At 71.0% G+C, this 23,569-nt stretch carries 1 protein-coding gene; it reads right to left on the bottom strand.

Annotation, left to right across the window (positions count from 1 at the left end; translation table 11 throughout):
- Positions 1 to 10: 10 nt before the first annotated feature.
- Positions 11 to 23,416, bottom strand: a complete 23,406-nt coding sequence (locus tag LV75_RS06110) for a type I polyketide synthase (RefSeq protein WP_253885664.1) — start codon at positions 23,414 to 23,416, stop codon at positions 11 to 13.
- Positions 23,417 to 23,569 lie beyond the last annotated feature (153 nt).

The raw sequence follows: 23,569 nt of genomic DNA, 5'->3' as shown, positions 1-23,569 counted from the left end.
GCTCCACGGGTCACGTGCCGGGGTTGTCTAATGCGGACTGGATGAGTGCGTCGACGTCCATCAGGTCGATGTCCGGGGACTCGTCCGCCGTGGGGGTGGCGTCCACCGCGGACACGGGGGTGGCGCGCAGCAGATCGAGTACACCCGCGGCACGGAGGCGTTCGATTGGCAGTTCAGCGAGTGCACGGCGGATCTCGGCCTCATCGGGGTCGACAGCCAGTTCCTCGGCCAAGTGCGCGGCGAGCGCGATCGGGGTCGGGTAGTCGAAGACCAGGGCGGTCGGCAAGTCGAGGCCAGTGGCTTCGGCGAGACGAGCCCGCACACGGACCGCATTGAGCGAGTCGAAGCCCAAGTCGGCGAACGCGGCGCGAGCCGGGACAGCGGCGGTTCCGTTGTGCCCGAGGACTTCGGCGGCGGTGCGGCGCACCAGGTCGAGCAGGGCGCGTTCGCGTTCGGCGGGGGCGGCGGTGGCCAGGCGCGTGGCGAAGTCGGTGAGCCCGGCCTCGGTCGCGACGGGGCGGAAGGCCGCCAGCAGGGGGCTGGGGCGGGCGGCGGTGAACGTGGGCAGGAACCGGTCCCAGTCGACATCGGCGACCACGACGTGGGTCTCGTCGGCGGCGAGGGCGGCTCCAAGCGCGGCGACGGCTCGGGCGGGTGACATCGGGTTCAGGCCGCGTTCGCGCAGGTACGACTCGGCGTCCCCGGCGGCGAGGCCGCCGTCGGCCCACGGTCCCCAGGACACCGCGGTGGCCTTCTGGCCCCGGGCGCGGCGACGCGCGGCGAGGGCGTCGAGGGCCGAGTTCGCGGCGGCGTACGCGGCTTGGCCTCCGCTGCCCCACACGCCCGCGATGGAGGAGAACAGGATGAGGTGCGCATCGGGGAGGAGTTCGTCGAGGTGGTGGGCACCGTCGACCTTGGCGCGTTGGGTGGCGGCGAGCTCGTCGAGATCGGCGATCGGGGTGGTGCCCGCGACCCCCGCGGCGTGCACGACGACGGTCGGGCGGTGCTCGGTGACGATGGCGGCGAGCGCGTCGCGGTCCGCGGCGTCGCAGGCCACGACGTCCACCCGCGCGCCGAGTTCGGCGACCAGCGCCGCGACGCCGGGGGCATCGGGGCCGCGGCGACTGGTCAGGATCAGGTGCGTGGCGCCGCGGCGGACCAGCCAGCGGGCGACGTGGCCGCCGAGTGCGCCGGTGCCGCCGGTGATGAGGACCGGGCCGTCCGGGGTCCAACGGCCGCTGGTGGCTTCCGGTGCGCGGACCAGCCTGCGAGCGAGGACTCGTCCGTCACGGACCGTGAGCTGGTCCTCGCTCCCGGACAGAGGAAGTGTGGTGGGGTCGCCGTCGATGTCGACCAGTCCGCCCCAGCGCCGCTCAAGCGCGGCGACTCGGCCCAGGCCCCAGACACGGGCTTGGTCGGGATCGGTGTGCGCGCCTCGGGTGACGGCCCAGACAGGGGCGGCGGGGTTGGACTTGAGGACACGTAGGACGGTTTCGGCGGTGTCGGGGAGGACGAGGATGCCGTCGGCCGGGGTGGTGGGGAGGTCGTCGTCGCTGATCTCGGTGACCTCAGCGGTCTTGCGGAGGGCTTCCACGATGCCGGGTTCTCCGGTGCCGACCACCAGCCAGTGGCCGGTGGCGGGTTCGGGGGTGACCTCGGTCCAGTCGACCCGGTACCGCCAGCTGTCCACTGTGGTGGGTTCGCCGGTGAGCCAGAAGTGGGTGCGGTCGAACGGGTAGGTGGGCAGCGCCGCCCGGGGCCCGTCGCCCAGGACAGCGGTCCAATCGACCGCGACACCGCGCACGTGGGCGGCGGCGAGGGCCGTGATCGCCGTGGTGGGCTCGTCGTGGCCCGACCTCAGCACGGGGGTGCCCGCGCCCACCATCGCCGACAGCACCCCGTCCGGCCCCAGCTCCAGGAATGTCGCGTCGGCCAGCCCCTGGACGGCATCGGCGAACCGGACCGGCTCGCGGACCTGGCGCACCCAGTACTCGGCCGTCGCCGGGTCACCCGTTGACGTGGTCACCAGGTGAATCGTCGGATCGCTGAACGACAGGCCTGCGACCACGCGGCCGAACTCGTCCAGCATGGGGTCCACCAGGTGGCTGTGGAACGCGTGCGAGACGGTCAGCCGCTTCACCCTGCGGTTTTGTTCAACAATCCTACGTTCGAACTGTTCAACAATCCCACGTTCCCCCGATACGACAATCGAACGATCGGAGTTCACCGCAGCCAGGTCCACGCCGTCGGGGAGATCGATCTCGTGCTCGGCGGCCTCGATGGCCAGCATCGCGCCACCGGTGGGCAGGGCCTGCATGAGACGGGCACGGGCGGACACCAGGGTGCAGGCGTCGTCGAGGGAGAGGATCCCGGCAACGTGGGCGGCGGCCAGCTCGCCGATGGAGTGGCCAATCAAGACGTCGGGTCGGACGCCCCAAGACTCCAAGAGGCGGAACAGGGCGACCTGGAGCGTGAACAGGGCGGGCTGAGCATTGCCGGTCTCGTCGATCGCGGCGTCGTCGAAGGGGAGACGGGCGCGGATCGCGTCGTAGGTCTCGGCGAAGGCCGGGTAGACGCGGAGGGCTTGGCCCATGCCGGGACGTTGCGAGCCTTGGCCGGTGAACAGGTAGACCAGCCGCCCGGGGCCGGCGGCTCCAGTGGCCACCGGAGCCGACCGCGGGTCCAGGAGGACGGCGCGGTGCGGAAGGTCCGCGCGGGTGGCGACCAGAGCTCGCGCCACGTCGACCTGGGGTGCGTCGACCGAGCGGATCGCCGCCACTTGGGCTTCCAGCGCCGCTGGGCTACCCGCTGACACAACCAGTGGCGTGACCGGCGGGGTGGGATCAACCGGCCGCGGCGGTACGGCCTGGGCGGGTGCTTCCTCGATGATCGTGTGCACGTTCGTCCCGCTCACACCGAACGACGAAATGCCTGCCCGACGCGGTCGGTCGCCGCGGGCCCACTGTCGTGGCTCGGTCAGCAACTCCACCGCGCCCGAGGCCCAGTCGATGTGGTCGGAGGCGTTCTCGGCGTGCAGCGTCTGCGGCAACGTCTCGTGCCGCAACGCCTGGACCAGCTTGATGATCCCCGCGACGCCCGCCGCGGCCTGGGTGTGCCCGATGTTGGACTTCAGCGACCCCAACCACAACGGCCGGTCCCGCTCCTGCCCGTAGGTCGCCAACAGAGCCTGCGCTTCAATCGGGTCACCTAGAACCGTGCCCGTCCCGTGCGCCTCTACAGCGTCCACATCAGATGGTTTCAGACCGGCCGCCGCCAGAGCGGATCTGATGACCCGCTGCTGCGACGGTCCGTTCGGCGCCGTCAGGCCGTTGGAGGCACCGTCTGAGTTCACCGCGGAACCGCGCACCACGGCCAAGACCTCGTGGCCGCGAGCAAGTGCGTCCGAGAGCCGTTCGACCAGCAGCACACCAACGCCCTCAGACCAACCAGTCCCATCGGCGTCTGCGGAGAACGACTTGCACCGGCCATCAGCGGCAAGCCCACCCTGCCGGGAGAACTCGGTGAACATCCCCGGCGTCGCCATCACCGCGACACCCCCAACGAGGGCCATCGAGCACTCACCAGACCGCAACGCCTTGGCCGCCCAATGCAATGCCACCAGCGAAGACGAGCACGCGGTGTCCACTGTGATCGCGGGACCCTCAAGGCCGAAGAAGTAGGCCAGCCTGCCGGACGCGACGCTGGTCGCGACCCCGGTCATCTGGTGTCCTTCGACCTCGCTCGCGCGCACCGAGGCCCCGTACAAGGAGGCTGCCGCGCCCACGAACACACCCGCGTCCGTGCCGCGCAACGACATCGGGTCGATGCCCGCGCGTTCGAATGTCTCCCAGGACGCTTCCAGCAACAACCGCTGCTGGGGGTCCATCGCCAGCGCCTCGCGTGGTGAGATACCGAACAGCGTGGCGTCGAACCGTCCCGCGCCGGTGACGAACCCACCCCTGTTGGTGTCGCTAGTGCCGGTCACCGGGTGCAGCAGTTCGTCGAGGTCCCAGCCCCGGTCGGCCGGGAATGGCCCGATCGCGTCCCCGCCTTCGGAAACCAAGTGCCACAGATCTTCCGGGGACTCGATGCCGCCGGGGAAGCGGCAACTCATGGCGACGATCGCGATCGGCTCGTCAACCGGCGCCCGCACCTCGGCCTGCGTGACGACCGTGGCTGAGTCGACGTGTGCGGCGAGCGCAGCCGGGGTCGGGTGGTCGAAAATGAGCGTGGCGGGTAGGCGCTGTCCGGTCGCGGTCGTGATCCGATTGCGCAGTTCCACCGCAGTGAGCGAGTCGAAGCCCAGCTCGGCGAACGACTTGGCCGGGTCCACGGTGTCCACTGTGGCGTGCCCGAGTACGGCGGCCACTTCAGCTCGGACCAGCTCCAGTGACGTCTGCGATCGGGCTGCCACGGCCTTCTTGGGTGCAACGGGAGCTAGGCTGCGGAGCAGCGCTGGCGCGTCGGCACCAACCCGACCAGCCTCGAGGGCTGCGGCGACCAGGTGTGGCCTGCCTGCACGGATCGCCGCGTCGAACAGCGCTAAGCCATCCACATCAGACAATGGCGCGCCTAGCCTGGAAGCGCGGGCGAGGGCAACCTCTCCCAGGTGCGCGCTCAAGTCTCCCGCCCGCTCCCATAGCCCCCACGCGATGGCAATCGTCGGAAGCCCGCGAGCGGCTCGGTGGTGCGCCACAGCGTCGAGGACCGCGTTCGCGGCGGCGTAGTTCCCTTGACCTGGTGTGCCGAGGGTCGCGGCGACTGAGGAATACAGCACGAGCAGCCAGTCACCCGGCAGCTCGGCGAGGTGTAGTGCGGCATCGGCTTTGGCTGCCACTGAGCGGAGCCGGTCGTCGTCAAGCGACTCGACGAGGCCGTCGTCGGTGGTACCCGCCGCGTGGATGACCGCGGTGAGGTCGGGAACGCTCGCGACCAAGCTGGCGAGTGCGGCCCGGTCGGACACGTCGCAGGCGACGTGCCGAACTCGGTCACCGAGGTCCGGACCGGTTCCACGCCTACTGGCCAGCACCAAACGCTCGGCACCGTGCTCGTCGATCAGGTGGTGGGCGAGCAGCGTGCCGAGCGCACCGGAGCCACCGGTGATGAGAATCGTCCCTTGTGGATCGAGTGCCGGGGGCGCGGTGAGCACGTTCTTGCCGATGTGCCCACCTTGAGCGACGAATCGGAACGCGGAGCTGGCGTCGCGCAGATCCCACGCGCGGATCGGCGGAAGGGTGAGAGTGCCTGCACTGAACAGTGCCACAACCTCGGCCAGCATCTCGCCGAGCCGGTCCGGGCCTGCTTCCCACAGGTCGAATGCCTGGTAGCCGGGGATTCCAGCGCGCAGGTCGGCCTTGCCCATCTCGATGAATCGGCCGCCCTCGCCGAGCAGCCCGGCGGAGGCGTCGATGAACCTGCCCGCCAACGCGTTCAGCACGACGTCGACCGTGGGGAACTTGTCGGCGAACCCGAGATCGCGCGACGAGGCGAGGTGATCGTCGTCGAGCCCGGTGGCCTGCCACTTGGTCGGGCTGGCCGTACCGAACACCTCGGCGCCCAGGTACCGCGCGATCTGCACGGCCGCGCCACCGACGCCGCCGGCGGCGGCGTGGATCAACACGCGCTCACCGGTCGTCAGTCCGGCGAGGTCGACCAAGGCGTAGTAGGCGGTCAGGTAAGCCATCGGGACAGCGGCGGCCTCGGCGAACGACCAACCAGCCGGGACCGGTGCGAGCAGGCGGCGGTCGACCACGGCGCTGGACCCGAACCCGGCGCCCAGCAGGCCGAACACCCGGTCGCCGACCCGCAGACCGGTGACGTCAGCGCCGATCTCGGTGATCACGCCCGCGCCTTCGGACCCGAGGTCGGCGGCGTCCGGGTAGGTGCCGAGGGTGATCAGGACGTCGCGGAAGTTCACGCCTGCGGCGCGGATGTCGACGCGGACCTCGCCGGGCGCCAGGTCTGCGCGCGGGACCTCAACAGCGCGCAGGTCGGAGAGGGTCGTACCGCCGGGGACGAGTCGCCAGGGGGTGCTGGGTGTTGTGATCGCGTTGCGGCTGCGGGCAAGTCGTGGCAGGTAAGCCTGCCCAGCGCGGAGGGCGAGCTGGGGTTCGCCCGCGATGATCGCCGGGGTGCCGTCGGTGTCGACGAGCACGAACCGGTCCGGATGCTCGGATTGCGCGGTGCGGACCAGGCCCCAGATGGCGGCTTGGCCGGGGTCGGCGATCCGGTCACCGAGCGCGGCGGTGACGGCGCCTTCTGTGACGACCGTGAGGATTCCGTTGCCCCTGCTGGTGAGCCAGCTCTGGATCGCGGTGAGAGCCTCCGCCGCGGTGGTGGGCCGGGAGACGGTGTCCGCGCGCGTGGTGGGGCGGTCGGTCGGGGTCCAGTCGATCTCGAACAAGGCGCCCGCGCGCGCGGCGGTGACCGGGCGGAGGGTCAGGGAGGTGATGGTGATGACCGGTGTGCCGTCAGGGGTCTCGGCGTGGAGTTGGACGGTGTCGGGGCCGGTGGGGGTGATGCGGACGGCGAGGCGCGATGCCTTGGTGGCGTGCAGGGTGACGCCGCTGAAGACGAACGGGACTCGGGCCGCGCCGCCGGGTTCCGCCGCCGCGATCGCCTGGATGCCCGCGTCGAGGAGCGCCGGGTGCAGACCGAAGGTGGCCGGGTCGGAGATCTCGACCTCGGCGTGGATCTCGTTGCGCAGGAACCAGGTTGGCGGTGCTGGGTGCTCGGTGACGCGGACCGCGGTGAGGGCCTGGAAGGTGGGGCCGTAGTCGAGTCCGGCTTCGGCGAGTGACGGGTAGTGGTCGGTGAGGTCGAGCTCGTCAGCATCGACCGGGGCGATGGGGGCCGTCGCAGTGGTCGTGGCTATGAGGGTGGCGGTGGCGTGGTGGGTCCACTGGCCGTCTTCGGGTCGCGAGTGGACGGTGATGGTAGTGCCGTCGAGGGCGAGTTGGAGCTCGGTGGGGGCGTCGAGGGCAACCGGGGCGTGCAGGGTCAGCTCGTCGATCGCCTGGGTGGGAGCGTGGGTGGCGGCGTGCAGGACCAAGTCGAGGATGGCCGTACCGGGAACGATGACCTTGCCGTGCACCTTGTGGTCGGTGAGCCACGGGTGGGTGGCCGGGGAGATGACGCCGGACAGGAGGGTGTGCGTGCCGGTGGCGGAGGTGACGGTGGCAGCGAGAAGCGGGTGTCCAGTGGGGCGCAGGCCCGCGGGCTTGGCAGCGGTGACCTGCTGCCAGTAGCGATCGCCCTGGAAGGGGTAGGTGGGTAGTTCAGTGAGCCTGCCGCGCCACGGGGCGAGTACGGCGGACCAGGTCGGGTTGGCGCCGCTGGTGAACGCGTGCGCCACGGCCGCCATCGTGGTCTCGACGTCATCGCGGTCCCGCCGCAGCAACGGCACACCCGCGTCCACCAGCGCCGACAGGACCCCATCCGGTCCCAACTCCAGGAACGCGGCTCCCGCCAGCGACGCCACCGCCGGGGCGAATCGGACCGGCTCGCGGACCTGCCGCACCCAGTACTCGGCCGTCGCCGGGTCACCCGTTGACGTGCTCACCAGTGGGATTGTCGGATTGTTGAACGACAGGCCCTCGGCTACGCGCGCGAGCTCAGCGAGCATCGGGTCCATCAGCCGCGAGTGGAACGCGTGCGAGACGGTCAACCGCTTCACCCTGCGGTTTTGTTCAAGAATCCTACGTTCGAACAGGTCAACAATCCCACCATCACCCGATACGACAATCGAACGATCACCATTCACCGCAGCCAGGTCCACACCGTCGGGGAGATCGATCTCGGACTCGGCGGCCTCGATGGCCAGCATCGCGCCGCCAGCGGGGAGAGCCTGCATCAGCCGAGCGCGGGCGGAGACCAGGGTGCAGGCGTCGTCCAGGGACAGGATCCCGGCGACGTGGGCGGCGGCCACCTCGCCGATGGAGTGACCGATGAGCACGTCGGGGTGGATGTCCCAGGACTCCAAGAGGCGGAACAGGGCCACCTGCAGGGCGAACAGCGCAGGTTGGGCGTTCCCGGTCTCGTCGATCGCCGTGTCGTCGAAGGGGACGCGAGCCCGGATGTCATCGAAGACCTGGGCGAACACCGGGAAGGCACGCAGGCCCGCACCCATGGCGGCGCGCTGTGCGCCTTGACCGGTGAACAGGAATCCCAGGCGGGCCGGGCGTGGGTCCGGGGTGGTGAGAGTTCGCCCATCCAGGACCACAGCGCGGTGCGGTAGGGCCGCGCGGGCGGCAAGGGTGTGCGCGACGTCCGCGGGATCGGCGTCAACCCGCTGAAGGCGGTCCAGCTGGATCGCCAAGGCGCGAGGACTGTGCGCGGACACCGGCCACGGCGGGTTCGGCAAAGTCCCGGTTGGGCGTGCAGCGGGCGCGGCACTCACCGGGGTGTCACCGAGGATCAGATGGGCGTTGGTGCCGCTGATTCCGAACGCGGACACACCGGCGCGGCGCGGGCGGCCGTTGGCGGGCCAAGGGCGAGCCGTTGCCAGCAACTCAACCGCACCTGTCGACCAGTCGACATGGGTGGTCGGGGTGGCCGCGTGCAGCGAGGCGGGGAGGGTCTCGTGGCGAAGTGCCAGTACCGCCTTGATAACGCCCGCCACACCCGCCGCAGCTTGGGTGTGGCCGATGTTCGACTTCACAGACCCCAGCCACAGCGGCTCCGACCGATCCCTGCCGTAGGTCGCCAGCAGCGCTTCGGCCTCAATGGGGTCGCCGAGCGTGGTGCCGGTGCCGTGCGCCTCCACAGCGTCCACATCAGACGGAGTCAGACCCGCTGAAGCCAAGGCCGCCCGGATGACGCGTTGCTGGGAAGGGCCGTTCGGCGCGGTCAGGCCGTTCGACGCGCCGTCGGAGTTCACCGCGGAGCCTTCGATCACGGCGAGGACCGGGTGGCCGTTGCGCTGGGCGTCGGAGAGGCGTTCGACCAGGAGCACACCGATCCCCTCGCCCCACGCGGTGCCGTCCGCGTTGTCGGAGAACGGTTTGCACCGACCGTCGGCGGCCAACCCGCGCTGCCTGCTGAACTCGACGAACGCGCCCGGGGTCGCCATGACCGTCACACCGGCGGCGACCGCCAGACCGCACTCACCCTGCCGCAGCGCCTGGGCGGCCAAGTGCAGGGCGACCAGCGCGGACGAACACGCCGTGTCCACGGTGAGCGCGGGGCCTTCCAGCCCGAACGCGTACGCGACCCGGCCGGACATCACACTGGCCGCACCGCCGGTGGCCACATGCCCCTCGGGAACGTCGACAGCCAGCGTGAGCCGGGTGTAGTCCTGTCCGTTGGTGCCTGCGAACACACCGGTTCGACTGCCACGCAACGACTTCGGGTCGATTCCGGCGCGTTCGAACACCTCCCAGGTGGTCTCCAGCAGGAGCCGCTGTTGGGGGTCCATGGCGATCGCTTCGCGGGGCGATATCCCGAAGAGGTCGGCGTCGAACCGGGCCGGGTCGACCAAGAAGGCACCTCGGTCGACATAGGACGTTCCGGGGTGATCCGGATCGGCGTTCACCAGGTTGGCGAGGTCCCAGCCGCGGTCGGCGGGGAACGGGCCGCTGACCTCCCGCTCGTTGATCAGCACGTCCCACAGGTCGTCGGGCGTATCAATGCCCCCGGGGAACCGGCAGGCCATGGCGACGATGGCGATCGGGTCGTCAACCGGCGCGGCGGCGACCACGTCCGCCACTGTGGAGTCACCAGCGAGGCGCTTGGCGAGGGCGGCGGGGGTCGGGTAGTCGAAGATGAGGCCCGCGGGCAGGGCGGTGCCGATCGCTTCGGCGAGGCGGTCGCGCAGTTCGACCGAGGTCAGCGAGTCGAAGCCGAGGTCGGCGAAGGCGCGATCAGCCGGGATGGCGTCGGGCGACTCGTGGCCGAGCACCGCGGCGGCCTCGGTCCGGACCAGCAGGACCAGGTCCCCGCGGGGGCCGACCGGGCGAGTGGGAACGTCTACGACCGGAGTGAGTTCGGTCAGCAGTGGGCTGGGGCGACCAGCGGTGAAGGTCGCGGTGAAGCGCGGCCAGTCAACGTCGGCGATGGTGACGGCGGTGACGGGGTGGTCGAGCGCCTGGGCGAGCGCGGCCAGGGCGTGGTCGGGTCGCATCGGGCGCAGGCCGCGCCGACGGAGGTAGTCCTCGGCGCCCCCGTCGCTGAGCATGCCTTCGCCCGCCCACGGACCCCAGGCGATGGCGGTGACGGGCAGTCCTCGTGCGCGGCGGTGTTCGGCCAGGCCGTCGAGGGCGGCGTTCGCGGCGGAGTAGCCCGCTTGACCGCCCGCGCCCCAGGTCCCGGCGATCGACGAGAACAGCACGAGGTGCGCGTCCGGAGCGAGTTCGTGCAGGTTGACCGCGCCGGTGACCTTGGCGTGGGCGAGTTCGGCGAGCTGGTGCGCCGTGGTGTCGACCAGCGGCGCGGCGTCGACCACACCCGCGGTGTGGATGATCGCGTCGACCGGGTGCTCGGCGAGCAGCGCGGCCAGGGCGGCGCGGTCGGTGACATCGCAGGCGACGACCTCGGCCGGGAGCTGGTCGGCGCCGGGCGCGTCGGGGCCGCGGCGGCTGGCGAGGACGATCTTCGCGACGCCGCGCTCGGCGAGCCAGCGGGTGACGTGCCCGCCGAGCGCGCCGGTACCGCCGGTGACCAGCACGGACTCGGGCCGCCACGGCTGAGCGCCACCGAGCGGGGCCGGGCGGAGCCTGCGGGCGAAAGCGCCGTCGGGTCGGATCGCGACCTGGTCCTCGTCGCCAGCCAGGGCCGCGCGGAACAGGGCCGCGGTGGTGTCGTCGAGAACCGCGGGCAGGTCGATGAGCCCCCGCCAGTGCGCCAACTCCAGCGCGGCGACTCGGCCCAGACCCCAGGTCGCGGCGCCGTCGACGGTGGCGAGGGCGTCCCTGGTGATCGTCCAGACGGGGAGGGAATGCTCCACAGTGGACAGCACGTCGGCCGCGGTCTCGGCGAGGTTGAGGATTCCCGTCGCCGAGGCGATGTCGTCCGTGGTGGGGACAGCCGCGGCGATGTCGGCCGGAACGGGGCCGTCGGTCAAGACGTACCAGGTGGCGGCCCTGCTGGTCGTCCTCGCGGGGAGCTTGATCCACTCGGCTGCGTAGCGCCAGCTCTCGACGGCGGGGTGGCGTTCGGAGCCGAGCCAGAACCGCTTGCGCTGGAACGGGTACACGGGGAGGTCGATCCGCGCTCCGCCCCATGGCTCGATCATCGCGGGCCAGTCGACGGGGGTGCCGTGCGCGTACAGGGTCGCCACCGCGCGGACCAGGGTGTCCGGCCCGGGCTGTCCTGACCGCAGCGCGGCCGCGAACACCCCGTCCCCGGTCTCCCGGACAAGGGCGGTCAGGACTCCCTCTGGCCCCAACTCCAGGAACTTCGTCGCCCCCCGCTCCCGAGCACCCCCGACCGCATCGGCGAACCTGACCGTCTCGCGGACCTGCCGCACCCAGTACTCAGCCGTGGCCGGGTCACCCGTTGACGTGTTCACCAGGGGGATCGCCGGATCGTTGAACGATAGTCCGGCCACTACCTGCCGGAACTCGTCCAGCATCGGGTCCATCAGCCACGAGTGGAACGCGTGCGAGACGACCAGGCCCTTGACCCGGCGACCCTGTTCACCAATCTCACGCTTGAACTGTTCAACAATCCCACGATCCCCCGACACGACAATCGAACGATCGGAGTTGACCGCAGCCAGGTCGACACCGTCAGGGAGATCGATCTCGGACTCGGCGGCCTCGATGGCCAGCATCGCGCCACCGGTAGGGAGGGCCTGCATGAGGCGAGCGCGGGCGGAGACCAGAGTGCAGGCGTCGTCGAGGGAGAGGATCCCGGCGACGTGGGCGGCCGCGACCTCGCCGATGGAGTGGCCAATCAGCACGTCCGGGCGGATGCCCCAGGACTCGACGAGGCGGAAGAGGGCCACTTCGAGGGCGAACAGGGCGAGCTGGGCGTTGCCGGTCTGGTCGATGGCGTCGTCGTCGAACGGGAGACGGGCGCGGATGTCGTCGAACGCTTCAGCGAAGGCCGGGAATACCCGCAGGTCACACCCCATGCCCGCGCGCTGCGAGCCCTGGCCGGTGAACAGGAACGCCACACGGCCGGGCACGGCAATCCCGGTGACCAGGCCCGGAGCGGTCAGCCCCGAACTCAACGCCTCCAGCGCGGCGCGATCGAGGGCGACGGCACGGTGGTCGAGGGTCGCTCGGGTCGTGGCCAGCGAATACGCCAGGTCCACCGGCTCGGCATCGACCCGCAGCAGGTCAGCGGCCCGAGACCGCAGCGCCGTCTGCCCGCGCGCCGAGATCAGGAGCGGCACCACGGGCGCCTCGCTGCGGGGCTTGGTGGCGTTGACGTGCGCGGGTGCCTGCTCTAGGACTGTGTGGGCGTTGGTGCCGCTGATCCCGAACGACGACACAGCCGCGCGGCGCGGACGATCAAGAGCAGGCCACGGGCGGGTCTCATCAAGCAGCCGCACATCGCCCGCGTTCCAGTCCACATGCGACGATGGCGTGTCGACGTGCAGGGTCTGGGGAAGCACCCCGTGCCGCAGCGCTTGGACCGCCTTGATCAGTCCAGCGAGCCCGGACGCCGCCTGAGTGTGGCCGATGTTGGACTTCAGGGATCCCAGCCAGAGCGGCTCAACACGCCCCTGGCCATAGGTGGCCAGCAGCGCCTGAGCCTCGATCGGGTCGCCGAGACGGGTGCCGGTGCCGTGTCCCTCAACCATGTCCACATCGGACGTGGTGAGTCGGGCATCGGCCAGAGCGTCCCGAATGACGCGCTGCTGCGCGGGGCCATTGGGTGCGGTCAGGCCATTTGACGCGCCGTCGGAGTTCACAGCGCTACCGCTGACCACCGCCAGGACGTTGTGCCCGGCGGCGATCGCGTCAGACAGCCGCTCGACAACGACAACCGCGACGCCCTCCGACCACCCGGTTCCGTCGGCGGCGTCGGCGAAAGCCTTGCACCGCCCGTCGGCGGCGAGTCCGCCCTGCTTCGCAAACTCGACGAATCCGGCCGGGCTGGGCATGACCGTCACGCCGCCGACGATCGCGAACTCGCACTCCCCGTGCCGCAACGCCCGAGCAGCCAGGTGCAGCGCGACCAGGCCGCTGGAGCAGGCAGTGTCCACTGTGAGCGCGGGCCCTTGCAGACCGAGCAGGTATGCGACCCGGCCCGAGATCACGCTGGTCGCTGTTCCGGTGATCAGGTGCCCCGCACCCTCCGCCGAATCCTGCCCGAACCCGTATCCGGAGCCGGACGCCCCGACGAACACCCCACCTCGGCTGCCCCGCAAAGTTCCCGCGTCGATCCCCGCCCGTTCAACCGCTTCCCAACTCGCCTCCAGCAGCACCCGCTGCTGCGGGTCCATGGCGACGGCCTCACGCGGCGAGATCCCGAACAGTTCGGCGTCGAACCCGGTGGCGTCGTGGACGAAGCCGCCGACGAGCGGGTAGTCGGCACCACTGAGGTCCCACCCGCGGTCGACCGGGAAGCCGCCGATGCCGTCGCGGCCCTCGACCACCATGTCCCACAGCTCGTCCGGCGAAGCAACCCCGCCGGGGAGCCTGCACGCCATGCCCACGATCACGACCGGATCGTCTTCGACGGCCCTGCGGTCCACTACGGACACTTCGCCAGCGCGAGGGAGGAGGCGGGAGAGCAGTTGCTCCGCGAGATCGGTGGCCGTGGGGTGGTCGTAGATCAGGGTGGATGGCAGGGCCAGCCCGGCCGCGGTCGACAGGCGGTTTCGCAGGTCTACTGCTGTGAGCGAGTCGAAGCCCAGTTCGGCGAAGGTCATCAACGGGTCGACCGCTTCGCGGTAGCCGAGAACTGCGCCGACGGAGCTCGTGACCAAGTCGAGGACGGTTCGCTGGCGCTCCATGGTGGACATCGAGAGCAGCTGTGCGGCGAGCCCGCTCTCGTCAGCCACCTCCGACCCAGAGGCGAAGTCGCCGAGGAGTGGGCTAGGGCGGGCGGCGGTGAAGGTCGCCAGGAACCGGGACCAGTCAACGTCCGCGACCGTGTGAGTGGGACGTCCGCTGGCAATGGCCGCGTCCAGGGCGGCTAGCGCCTGAGCGGGCTGAAGGGGTCGCAGGCCGCGGCTACGGAGGTAGTCGGTGGCTGTGCCAGCGGCCATTCCCGCGTCTGCCCATGGCCCCCAGGCGATGGAGGTGGTGGGGAGTCCGAGCGTGGTCCGGTGCTCGGCGAGGGCATCGAGTTCGGCGTTCGCGGCGGCATAGGCGGCTTGACCGCCACTCCCCCAGACGCCTGCGATTGAGGAGAACAGGACGAGGTGCGCGGAAGGTGCCAACTCGTGCAGCAGCCAAGCGGCATCAGCCTTGGGGCGCAGGACATCTGCGAGCCGGCTTGCGGTCAGTTCAGCGAAGGGGGCGTCCTCGCCGATGCCCGCCGCGTGGACGACCGCCGTCACGGGGTGCTGGGCGAGCAGTGCCGCGAGTGCGTCGCGATCGGCCGCGTCGCAGGCCACGACCTCGGCGGGCAAGTCAGCGGCGCCGGGCGCGTCCGGCCCCTGGCGGCTGAGCACGAGCACGCGGCCGCCTCGAGCGGCGAGATGGCGGACGACGTGGGCACCGAGCGCGCCGGTGCCGCCGGTGACCAGGATTGTCCCTTCTGGACGCCACGGGACCGGGGGTGTGGGTTCGGTCTTGGCGAGCCGCCTGGCGAAGACGCCGTCGGGGCGGATAGAGACCTGGTCTTCGGTGCCGCCGAGGACTGCCGCGAGTCGCCGGAGCGCCTGGTTGTCCGGGGCGTCGGGCAGCTCGATGAGCCCGCCCCACGTCCGCGGCTGTTCGAGTGCGGCGACTCGTCCGAGTCCCCAGATCTGCGCGGCCGCACGCGTCGTACCTCTGGTGATCACCCAGCGCGGGACGGCGGTGTCGTGGACGAGGTCGAGGGGGTCGGTCGGCTCGATGAGCACGCCGGTCGCGGCGCTGGGGTCATCGGTGGTGGCCAGACCGGCCTCTTCGAGGGGCGCGCGGAGGTGGTCCGGGACGAGCCAGGTGCCGCCGGTCGGCCGCGGGTCGACGGGGGCCCAGGTGACGCGGTAGGAGTCGAGGGTGGGCGTGAGTGGGGTGTGGTCGAGCCAGAACCGCTCGCGCTGGAACGGGTACGCGGGCAGCGGGACCCGTCGCGCGCTTGGCGTGAGGGCGGCGGGGTCGAGGGTGGCGCCACGGGCGTGGGCGGCGGTGACGGCGGCGATCACCGAACTGACCTCGTCGCGGCCGGGGCGCAAGGTGGGGATGCCGTGGTCGACGAGCGCCGACAGGATGCCGTCCGGGCCGAGCTCCAGGTGGGTTCGCGCCGCCGCGGACCGGACGGCCGCCGCGAACCGCACCGTGTCGCGGACCTGGCGGACCCAGTACTGCGCCGTGGTCAGGTCACCCTCAGCCGTCGGCACCATCCGCACGGCGGGCTGCTGGAAGTCGAGCCCGCTCACGACGCGCTCGAACTCGTCGAGCATCGGGTCCATCAGGCGGCTGTGGAAGGCGTGCGAGACGGTCAGCTCTTTGACCCTGCGGCCCGGTTCACCAATCTCGCGGTTGAACTGTTCAACAATCCTACGATCCCCGGATACTACAATCGAGCGATCGCCATTGACCGCGGCGAGGTCGACGCCGTCGGGGAGATCAACCTCGGACTCGGCGGCCTCGATGGCCAGCATCGCGCCACCGGCGGGCAGGGCCTGCATGAGACGGGACCGCGCGGAGACCAGGGTGCAGGCGTCACCCAGGGACAAGATCCCGGCGACATGAGCGGCCGCGACCTCGCCGATGGAGTGACCGACCACGACGTCGGGGTGGACACCCCAAGACCCGAGCAGGCGGAAGAGGGCCACCTCGAGGGCGAACAGGGCCGGTTGGGCGTTGCCCGTCTCGTCGATCGCGTCGTCGTCGAAGGGGAGCTGGGCGCGGATCTCGTCGAAGGTCGACGCGAATACAGGGAAAGCCGCGTGCAGCTCGCGCCCCATCCCCGCGCGCTGAGCGCCTTGGCCGGTGAACAGGAACGCCACGTCACCGGCGGCGACCTGCGGTTCAGCCCTGGTGAGCCCGTCGAGCACGTCGGCAGGGGTGGCAGCGGAGAAGGCGATGCGGTGGGCGTGCCGGGCGCGGGAGGCGAGCTCGCGGGCCAACTCGACGGGGCGCAGGTCGCCGACGCGCTGCCGGAGTTGGCCGACCCGAGCGGCAAGCGCTTGCGGTGAGTGGGCGCTCACGACGACCGGCACCGGGTGCGCGGGGTCGACGCTCACCAGCTCGGCGACCGCGGGCGCCTCCTCGATGATCGTGTGCACGTTGGTGCCGCTCACCCCGAACGACGAGATCCCCGCACGGCGGGGCCGGTCACCGCGAGCCCACGGCCGGGGCTCGGTCAGCAACTCCACCGCGCCCGAAGCCCAGTCGATGTGACCAGAAGCGTTGTCCGCGTGCAGAGTGCGCGGCAGCACCTCATGCCGCAGCGCCTGGACGACCTTGATGATCCCAGCGACGCCTGCCGCGGCTTGCGCGTGGCCGAGGTTCGACTTCAGCGACCCCAACCACAGCGGCTCGCCGCGATCTTGGCCGTAGGTCGCCAACAACGCCTGCGCCTCGATCGGGTCGCCCAGAACCGTGCCCGTTCCGTGCGCTTCGACCGCGTCCACATCAGACGGAGACAGACCGGCGTCGGCCAGAGCGGACTGGATCACCCGCTGCTGCGACGGGCCGTTCGGCGCCGTCAGACCGTTCGAAGCCCCGTCGGAGTTGACCGCCGACCCGCGCACTACCGCGAGCACCCGGTGCCCCCGAGCAAGCGCGTCGGACAGGCGCTCGACCAGCAGCACACCAACGCCCTCGGACCACCCGGTCCCGTCGGCGTCAGCGGAGAACGACTTGCAGCGGCCGTCAACGGACAACCCGCGCTGCCGGGAGAACTCGGTGAAAATCCCCGGCCCCACCATGACCGTGACACCACCGGCGACGGCCATCGAGCACTCGCCGGACCGCAACGCGCGCGTGGCCAGGTGTAGAGCCACCAGCGACGACGAGCACGCTGTGTCCACAGTGACCGCTGGACCTTCAAGCCCGTAGAAGTAGGCCAAGCGACCCGAGGCGACGCTGGTCGCGCTGCCGGTCAGGAAGTGTCCTTCGACGCCCTCGGGCAGTGGGACGCCCACGCCATAACCGGAGTGGGCAACACCCACGAACACGCCAGTCTTGGTGCCGCGCGCCGCGGCCGGGTCGATCCCGGCGTCCTCGAATGCCTCCCAGGTCGCCTCCAACAGCAAGCGCTGCTGGGGGTCCATCGCGGTGGCTTCCCGCGGAGACACGCCGAACAGACGCGCGTCGAACCCGGCGACGTCGTCGAGGAAACCGCCAGCACGGGTGTAAGTCGTACCGACCACGTCCGGGTCCGGGTTGTAGAGCGCACCCAAGTCCCATCCACGATCGGTCGGGAACGGCCCTATTGCTTCACGACCCTCGAACACGAGCTCCCACAGGTCGTCGGGAGACGCCACGCCGCCGGGGAACCGGCATGCCATTCCAACGATCGCGATCGGCTCGTCTGTCGCCTGCGGATCGACAACGACCGTCTTTCGGGTGACTTGTTGGGCTGACAGCAGCGTGGCCAGGTGGTCAACCAGGGCCGAGGGCGTCGGGTAGTCGAAGATCGCGGTCGCCGGGAGGCGGAGTCCGGTCGCCGTGTTGAGCCGGTTGCGGAACTCGACAGCGGTGAGGGAGTCGAATCCCATCTCCTTGAACGGACGGCCCGCCTCAGCTGAGGTGTGGCCGAGCACAGCGGCGATCTCGGCCCGAACCGAGGCCAACAACGCACGTCCGATCTCAGCGGACCCCAGTGTGCGCAGGTGATCGAGTGAGCCTGTGCGGGCAGCGCGGCGGGGGGTGCGCACGAGTCCGCGCAGCAACGCGGGAACCGGGGTGAGTGTGCGGGCCGTCGCCGAGTCGTAGGCGATGGTGACCAGGTGTGCGCGGCCGTCGCGGTGGGCGGCGTCGAACAGGGCGAGGCCTGCGGCCTCGGTCAACGCGGGCCCGACACGGGTCGCGCGGGCGAGGTCCACGGTGTCGAGGGAACCGCTGATCGCGCTGGTCGTCGCCCACAATCCCCATGACAGCGAGGTCGCGACGAGCCCGCGGGACTGGCGGCGGACGGCGATCGCGTCGAGCACGGCGTTGGCGGCGGCGTAGTTGGCCTGACCGGGCGAACCAAAGACCGACGAAGCTGACGAATACAATGCGAACAGGGGGATGTCGCCGACCAGGTCGTCCAACAGCACAGCACCGGTGGCTTTCGGCGCGAGAACTGTGGCGATGCGTTCGGGGGTGAGGGCTTCAAGGACGCCGTCATCGGCGACACCGGCAGCGTGGATGACACCGGTCAGATCGGGGATGTCAGCGAGCAGCGCGGCGACGGCATCGAGATCGGCCATGTCGCAAGCCACGACCCGAGCGCCTGGGAAGTCCGTCGCGCCCGCGCCGCTGCGGTTGGCGAACACGAACTTGCGCACGCCGTACTCATCGGCCAAGTGGCGCGCGATGATCCGTCCGAGGACACCGGTGCCACCGGTGATCAGGACCGTCCCTTGCGGATCGACCGGCTGCGGGATGGTGAGCACGTTCTTGCCGATGTGCTTGCCCTGGCCCACGAACCGGAACGCCGACTGGGCTTCCCGAACGTCCCAGGCCCGCCACGGCGACAGGGTGAACACGCCGCGGGCGAACAGGTCGAGCACTTCGAGCAGCATTTCGCGCAGCCGATCCGGCCCCGCCTCGCTCAAGTCGAACGCGCGGTAACCGGGGATTCCGGTGCGCAGATCGGCCTTCCCCATCTCGATGAACCGACCACCGGGAGCCAGCAGCGCGGCGGAGGCGTCAATGAACTCACCCGCCAGAGCGTTGAGCACAACGTCCACGGCTGGGAACTTGCCCGCGAACCCGAGATCGCGCGACGACGCGAGATGCGCCTCGTCCAGCCCGGTGGCAGGCCACTTGGCCGGGCTCGCGGTGCCGTAGACCTCGGCGCCGAGGTGCCGGGCGACCTGCACCGCCGCCATGCCAACCCCACCGGCGGCGGCGTGCACGAGCACCCGCTCCCCCGCGCGAAGGCCCGCCAGGTCGACGAGTCCGAAGTAGGCGGTGAGGAACGCCATCGGCACGGTCGCCGCCTCGGCGAACGACCAGTCGTCGGGCAGCGGGGCGAGCATCCGGTGGTCGACGACGACAGAGGGGCCGAACCCGCCCGCGAGCAGACCGAATACACGGTCACCTGGTCGCAGGTCGACGTCCGGTCCCACCTCGGTGACCACGCCCGCGCCCTCGGAGCCCAGCAGCGCCAGCTCCGGGTACTGGCCCAGCGCGATGAGGACGTCGCGGAAGTTGACACCGGTCGCCCGGACCGCGACGCGGACCTCGCCAGGGCCTGGCGCGTCCACAGTGACCGGAACCAGGGCCAGCGCGTCCAGTGCGTCACCACCGGGTTCGAGGCGCCAGGTCGGCGAATCGGGTAGCGGCAGGGTGCCGCTCGCACGGGCCAGCCGGGGGGCGAACACCTCGCCGCCGCGAAGGGCGAGGTGGGGCTCGTCGAGTTCGAGCAGGGAGGCGACGAGGGCGTCTTCGGGTTCGCAATCGCTGTCCAGCAGGATGAACCGGCCTGGGTGCTCGGCTTGCGCCGAACGCACCAGTCCGCCCGCGGCCGCGCCCGCGACATCCACTATCTCGTCTCCCGGAAGGGCGGCTACCGCGCCCCGGGTGAACAGGACCAAGGTCGAGTCGGCGAACCGGTCGTCGGTCAACCAGGACCGCAGGGCGGCCAGGACGGTGACCACAGTGGACTCGATGTCGCCTGAGGGGACTCGCCACAGCACCGCGTCCGCGGGTGCCCATTGCGCGGGCTCACCGCGCAGCACGGATTTCGTGGCGTCCGGCAGTGCGATCCTGGCCCAGTCGAGGGCGAACAGGTCGTCATCGCGGCGAGCGGGGGCGCGCAGGGTGAGGGTGTTGACCGTGATGACGGGGAGGCCCGCGAGGTCGGTGGCGGTGAGCGAGTACGTGTTGGCGCCGGTGGTCGTGATGGCGACGCGGAGACCGGTCGCGCCGGTAGCGTGCCGGGTGACGCCGGACCAGGCGAAGGGCAGCCCCGCGCGGGCGGGGTCGATGCCGGTCGGGTGCAGGGCGGCGTCGAGGAGCGCCGGGTGTAGACCGAAACGGGTGGCGTCGCGGTGGGCGGACTCGGGGAGCTGGACTTCGCCGTAGAGCGTGTCATCGGTGCGCCATGCCGCGCGCAGACCTTGGAAGAGCGGACCGTAGGCGAATCCGTTGTCGGCGGCAGCGGCGTAGAAGGTGTCGAGGTCGACGGGGTCGGCGTTGGGCGGCCAGGGCAGCCGGGAGGTGGTGGCGGCCTGACCGAGCCTGCCTTGGGCGTGCCGCGTCCAGTCCATTCCGTCCACACTGGAATGGATCTCGATGGACCTGGTTCCGTCTTCGGCGGCCGGGGCGAGGCTGACCTGGACGCGGGTGGCACCGGTCAGCGGCAGCGGGGCGGCGATGGTCAGGTCGTCGAGGACGGGGAGGCCGACCTGCTCACCCGCGTGCAGCGCCAGCTCGACGAACGCCGTGCCGGGGACCAGCGCCTGGCCGCCGATCTGGTGCTCGGTGAGCCAGGCATGGGTGCTCGGGGAGAGCCGTCCGGTGAAGAGGTAGCTGCCGTCGGGCTGGGGAGCGGCGGCGGCGAGCATCGGGTGGTCGGCCGCGCCCAAGCCCGCCGCGGTGACGTCGGTGCGGGCGGACGCGCGGGGCCAGTAGCGGCGGCGCTCGAACGGGTAGGTGGGCAGGTCGGTCCGGTTGCCGCCGGGCAGGAGCGCGGTCCAGTCGACCCGGGAGCCGAGGGTGTGGACGCGGCCGAGCGCGCGGAGCAGGGACTCGTGGTCCTCGCGGGCGGACCGCAGGACGGGTGCGGCACCGGCGCCGACCAGGGCGCTGAGGACACCGTCGGGGCCCAGTTCCAGGAACCGGTTGGCGCCCCGGGCGCGGACCTCGGCGGCGGCCGCGGCGAAGCGGACCGTGTCCCGGACCTGTCGGACCCAGTACTCGGGGGTGGTCGGGTCGCCGGACGAGGTGGGCAGGAGCGGCACCCGGGGACGCTCGTACCGGACCGACCGCGCCACCGCCGCGAACTCATCGAGCATCGGGTCCATGAGCCGGCTGTGGAACGCGTGCGAGACAGCCAGCCGCTTCACCCGGCGGTCTTGTTCAACAACCCTACGTTCAAACAGTTCAACAATCCCGCGATCCCCCGAAACGACAATCGAACGATCGCCATTCACCGCGGCCAGGTCCACACCGTCGGGAAGGTCGAGCTCGTGCTCGGCGGCCTCAATCGCGAGCATCGCGCCGCCACTGGGCAGGGCCTGCATGAGACGGGCACGGGCAGAGACCAGGGTGCAGGCGTCGTCGAGGGAGAGGATGCCTGCGGCGTGGGCAGCGGCGAGTTCACCGATGGAGTGGCCGACGAGCAGGTCCGGGTGGATGTCGAGGGACTCCAGGAGGCGCAGGAGGGATACCTGGAGCGCGAAGAGGGCCGGTTGGGCGTTTCCGGTCTGGTCGAGGTCGGCGGGGTCGAACGGCAGGCGGGCGGTGACCTCGTCGTGTGTCGAGGCGAACACGGGGAACGAGCGCAGGCCCTCACCCATACCCGCCCGTTGAGAGCCCTGGCCGGTGAACAGGAAGGCAAGCTTGCCCGCGATCTCGACACCGAACTCCGCTTCAGCGGGATTGCCGCCGTCCGCGATCTCGGCGAGTGCGGCGTCTGCAGCCGAGGCGTCGCGGACGGTCACGACGGCCCGGTGCGGGAGTGCGGCGCGGGTGGTGGCGAGCGAGAACGCCGTGTCCAGCAGGCTCGCGTCGCCGATCCGCAGCGCCGCGGCCTGCGCGCGCAGAGCTTCTTCGGTCCGCCCAGACAACAGCAACGGCACTACGGCCGGGTCGGCAGCACTGACCGGCTCGTCGGCCTCCGGTGCCTGCTCCAGGATGGTGTGCGCGTTGGTCCCGCTGACGCCGAACGAGGACACCGCGGCCCGGCGCGGGCGGTCCACGGCAGGCCACGGCCGGTTCCCGGTGAGCAGCGACACCGCGCCCGCCGCCCAGTTGACGTGCGGGGACGGCGTGTCGGCGTGCAGGGTCGCGGGCAGGATGCCGTGGCGCAGGGCCATGACGGCCTTGATGATCCCGGCGACCCCGGCGGCGGCTTGGGTGTGCCCGATGTTCGACTTGACCGATCCCAGCCACAGCGGCCGCGCGCGATCACGACCGTAGGTCGCCAGCAACGCCTCGGCCTCAATGGGGTCACCGAGGCGGGTTCCGGTTCCGTGCGCTTCCACCATGTCCACATCGGACGGGGCGAGTTCCGCCGACTCCAGGGCGGCGCGGATGACCCGCTGCTGCGCCGGGCCGTTCGGCGCCGTCAAGCCGTTCGACGCACCGTCCTGGTTGACCGCGCTACCCCGCACGACGGCCAGTACCCGATGCGCCGCCGCGAGTGCGTCGGAGAGCCGCATGACCACCAGGACGCCGACACCCTCACCCCACCCGGTGCCGTCGGCGTCCGCGCCGAACGCCTTGCACCGACCGTCGGGCGCCAGTGCCTTCTGGCGGCTGAACTCCACGAACGCCGCTGGCGTGGCCATCACGGTGACGCCGCCGACCAGCGCCATGCGGCACTCGTCCGCCCGCAGCGCTTGGATGGCGAGGTGCAGCGCGACCAGCGATGACGAGCACGCGGTGTCCACAGTGACCGCAGGGCCCTCAAGTCCTAGCGTGTAAGCAATACGTCCGGAAAGGACACTCGCAGCGCTTCCCGTCGCCAGATAGCCCTCGGCGGCCTCGGGGTCGGCTGCGATGACGCTCGCGTAGTCCTGTCCATTTGTCCCGGCGAAGACACCGACCGAGTCGCCCCGCAGCGAAGTGGGGTCGATCCCGGCCCGTTCCAACGCCTCCCAACACGCCTGCAACAGCAGCCGCTGTTGCGGGTCCATCGCGGTCGCCTCACGCGGGGAAACCCCGAACAACCCGGCGTCGAACTCCGCCGCGCTGTCGAGGAAACCGCCGGTGTGGCCGTAGCTGGCATCCGCGGAGTCCGGGTCGGCCAGGGCATCGAGGTCCCAGCCGCGGTCGGTGGGGAACGGCCCGATCGCGTCCCGCCCCTCGGCGACCAGGCGCCACAGGTCGTCGGGCGACTCGACCCCGCCGGGGAAGCGGCAGCTCATCGCCACGATCGCCACCGGCTCGGTGGCCCGCTCCTTGACCTCGCGCAGCTGCCGGTGGGCCGCCCGCAGTTCGCCGGTGACGAACTTCAGGTTCTCGAGCAGCTTCTTCTCATCAGCCATTGGTCAGCGACTCCCAGCCACGGGCCTCATCCGGACTTGCCGAACTCTTTGTGGATCAGGTCGAACAGCTCGTCGGCCGAGGCGTCGGCCAGGTCGTCGGACCCGGTCAAGTCGTCGGACCCGTTCGGGGTGGCCGGTTCGAGCCGGGCGAGC

Origin of the sequence: Actinokineospora diospyrosa (assembly GCF_024171925.1) — a bacterium.
Taxonomy (GTDB): Bacteria; Actinomycetota; Actinomycetes; order Mycobacteriales; family Pseudonocardiaceae; genus Actinokineospora; species Actinokineospora diospyrosa.
This window is presented reverse-complemented; position numbering and strand designations above follow the sequence as displayed.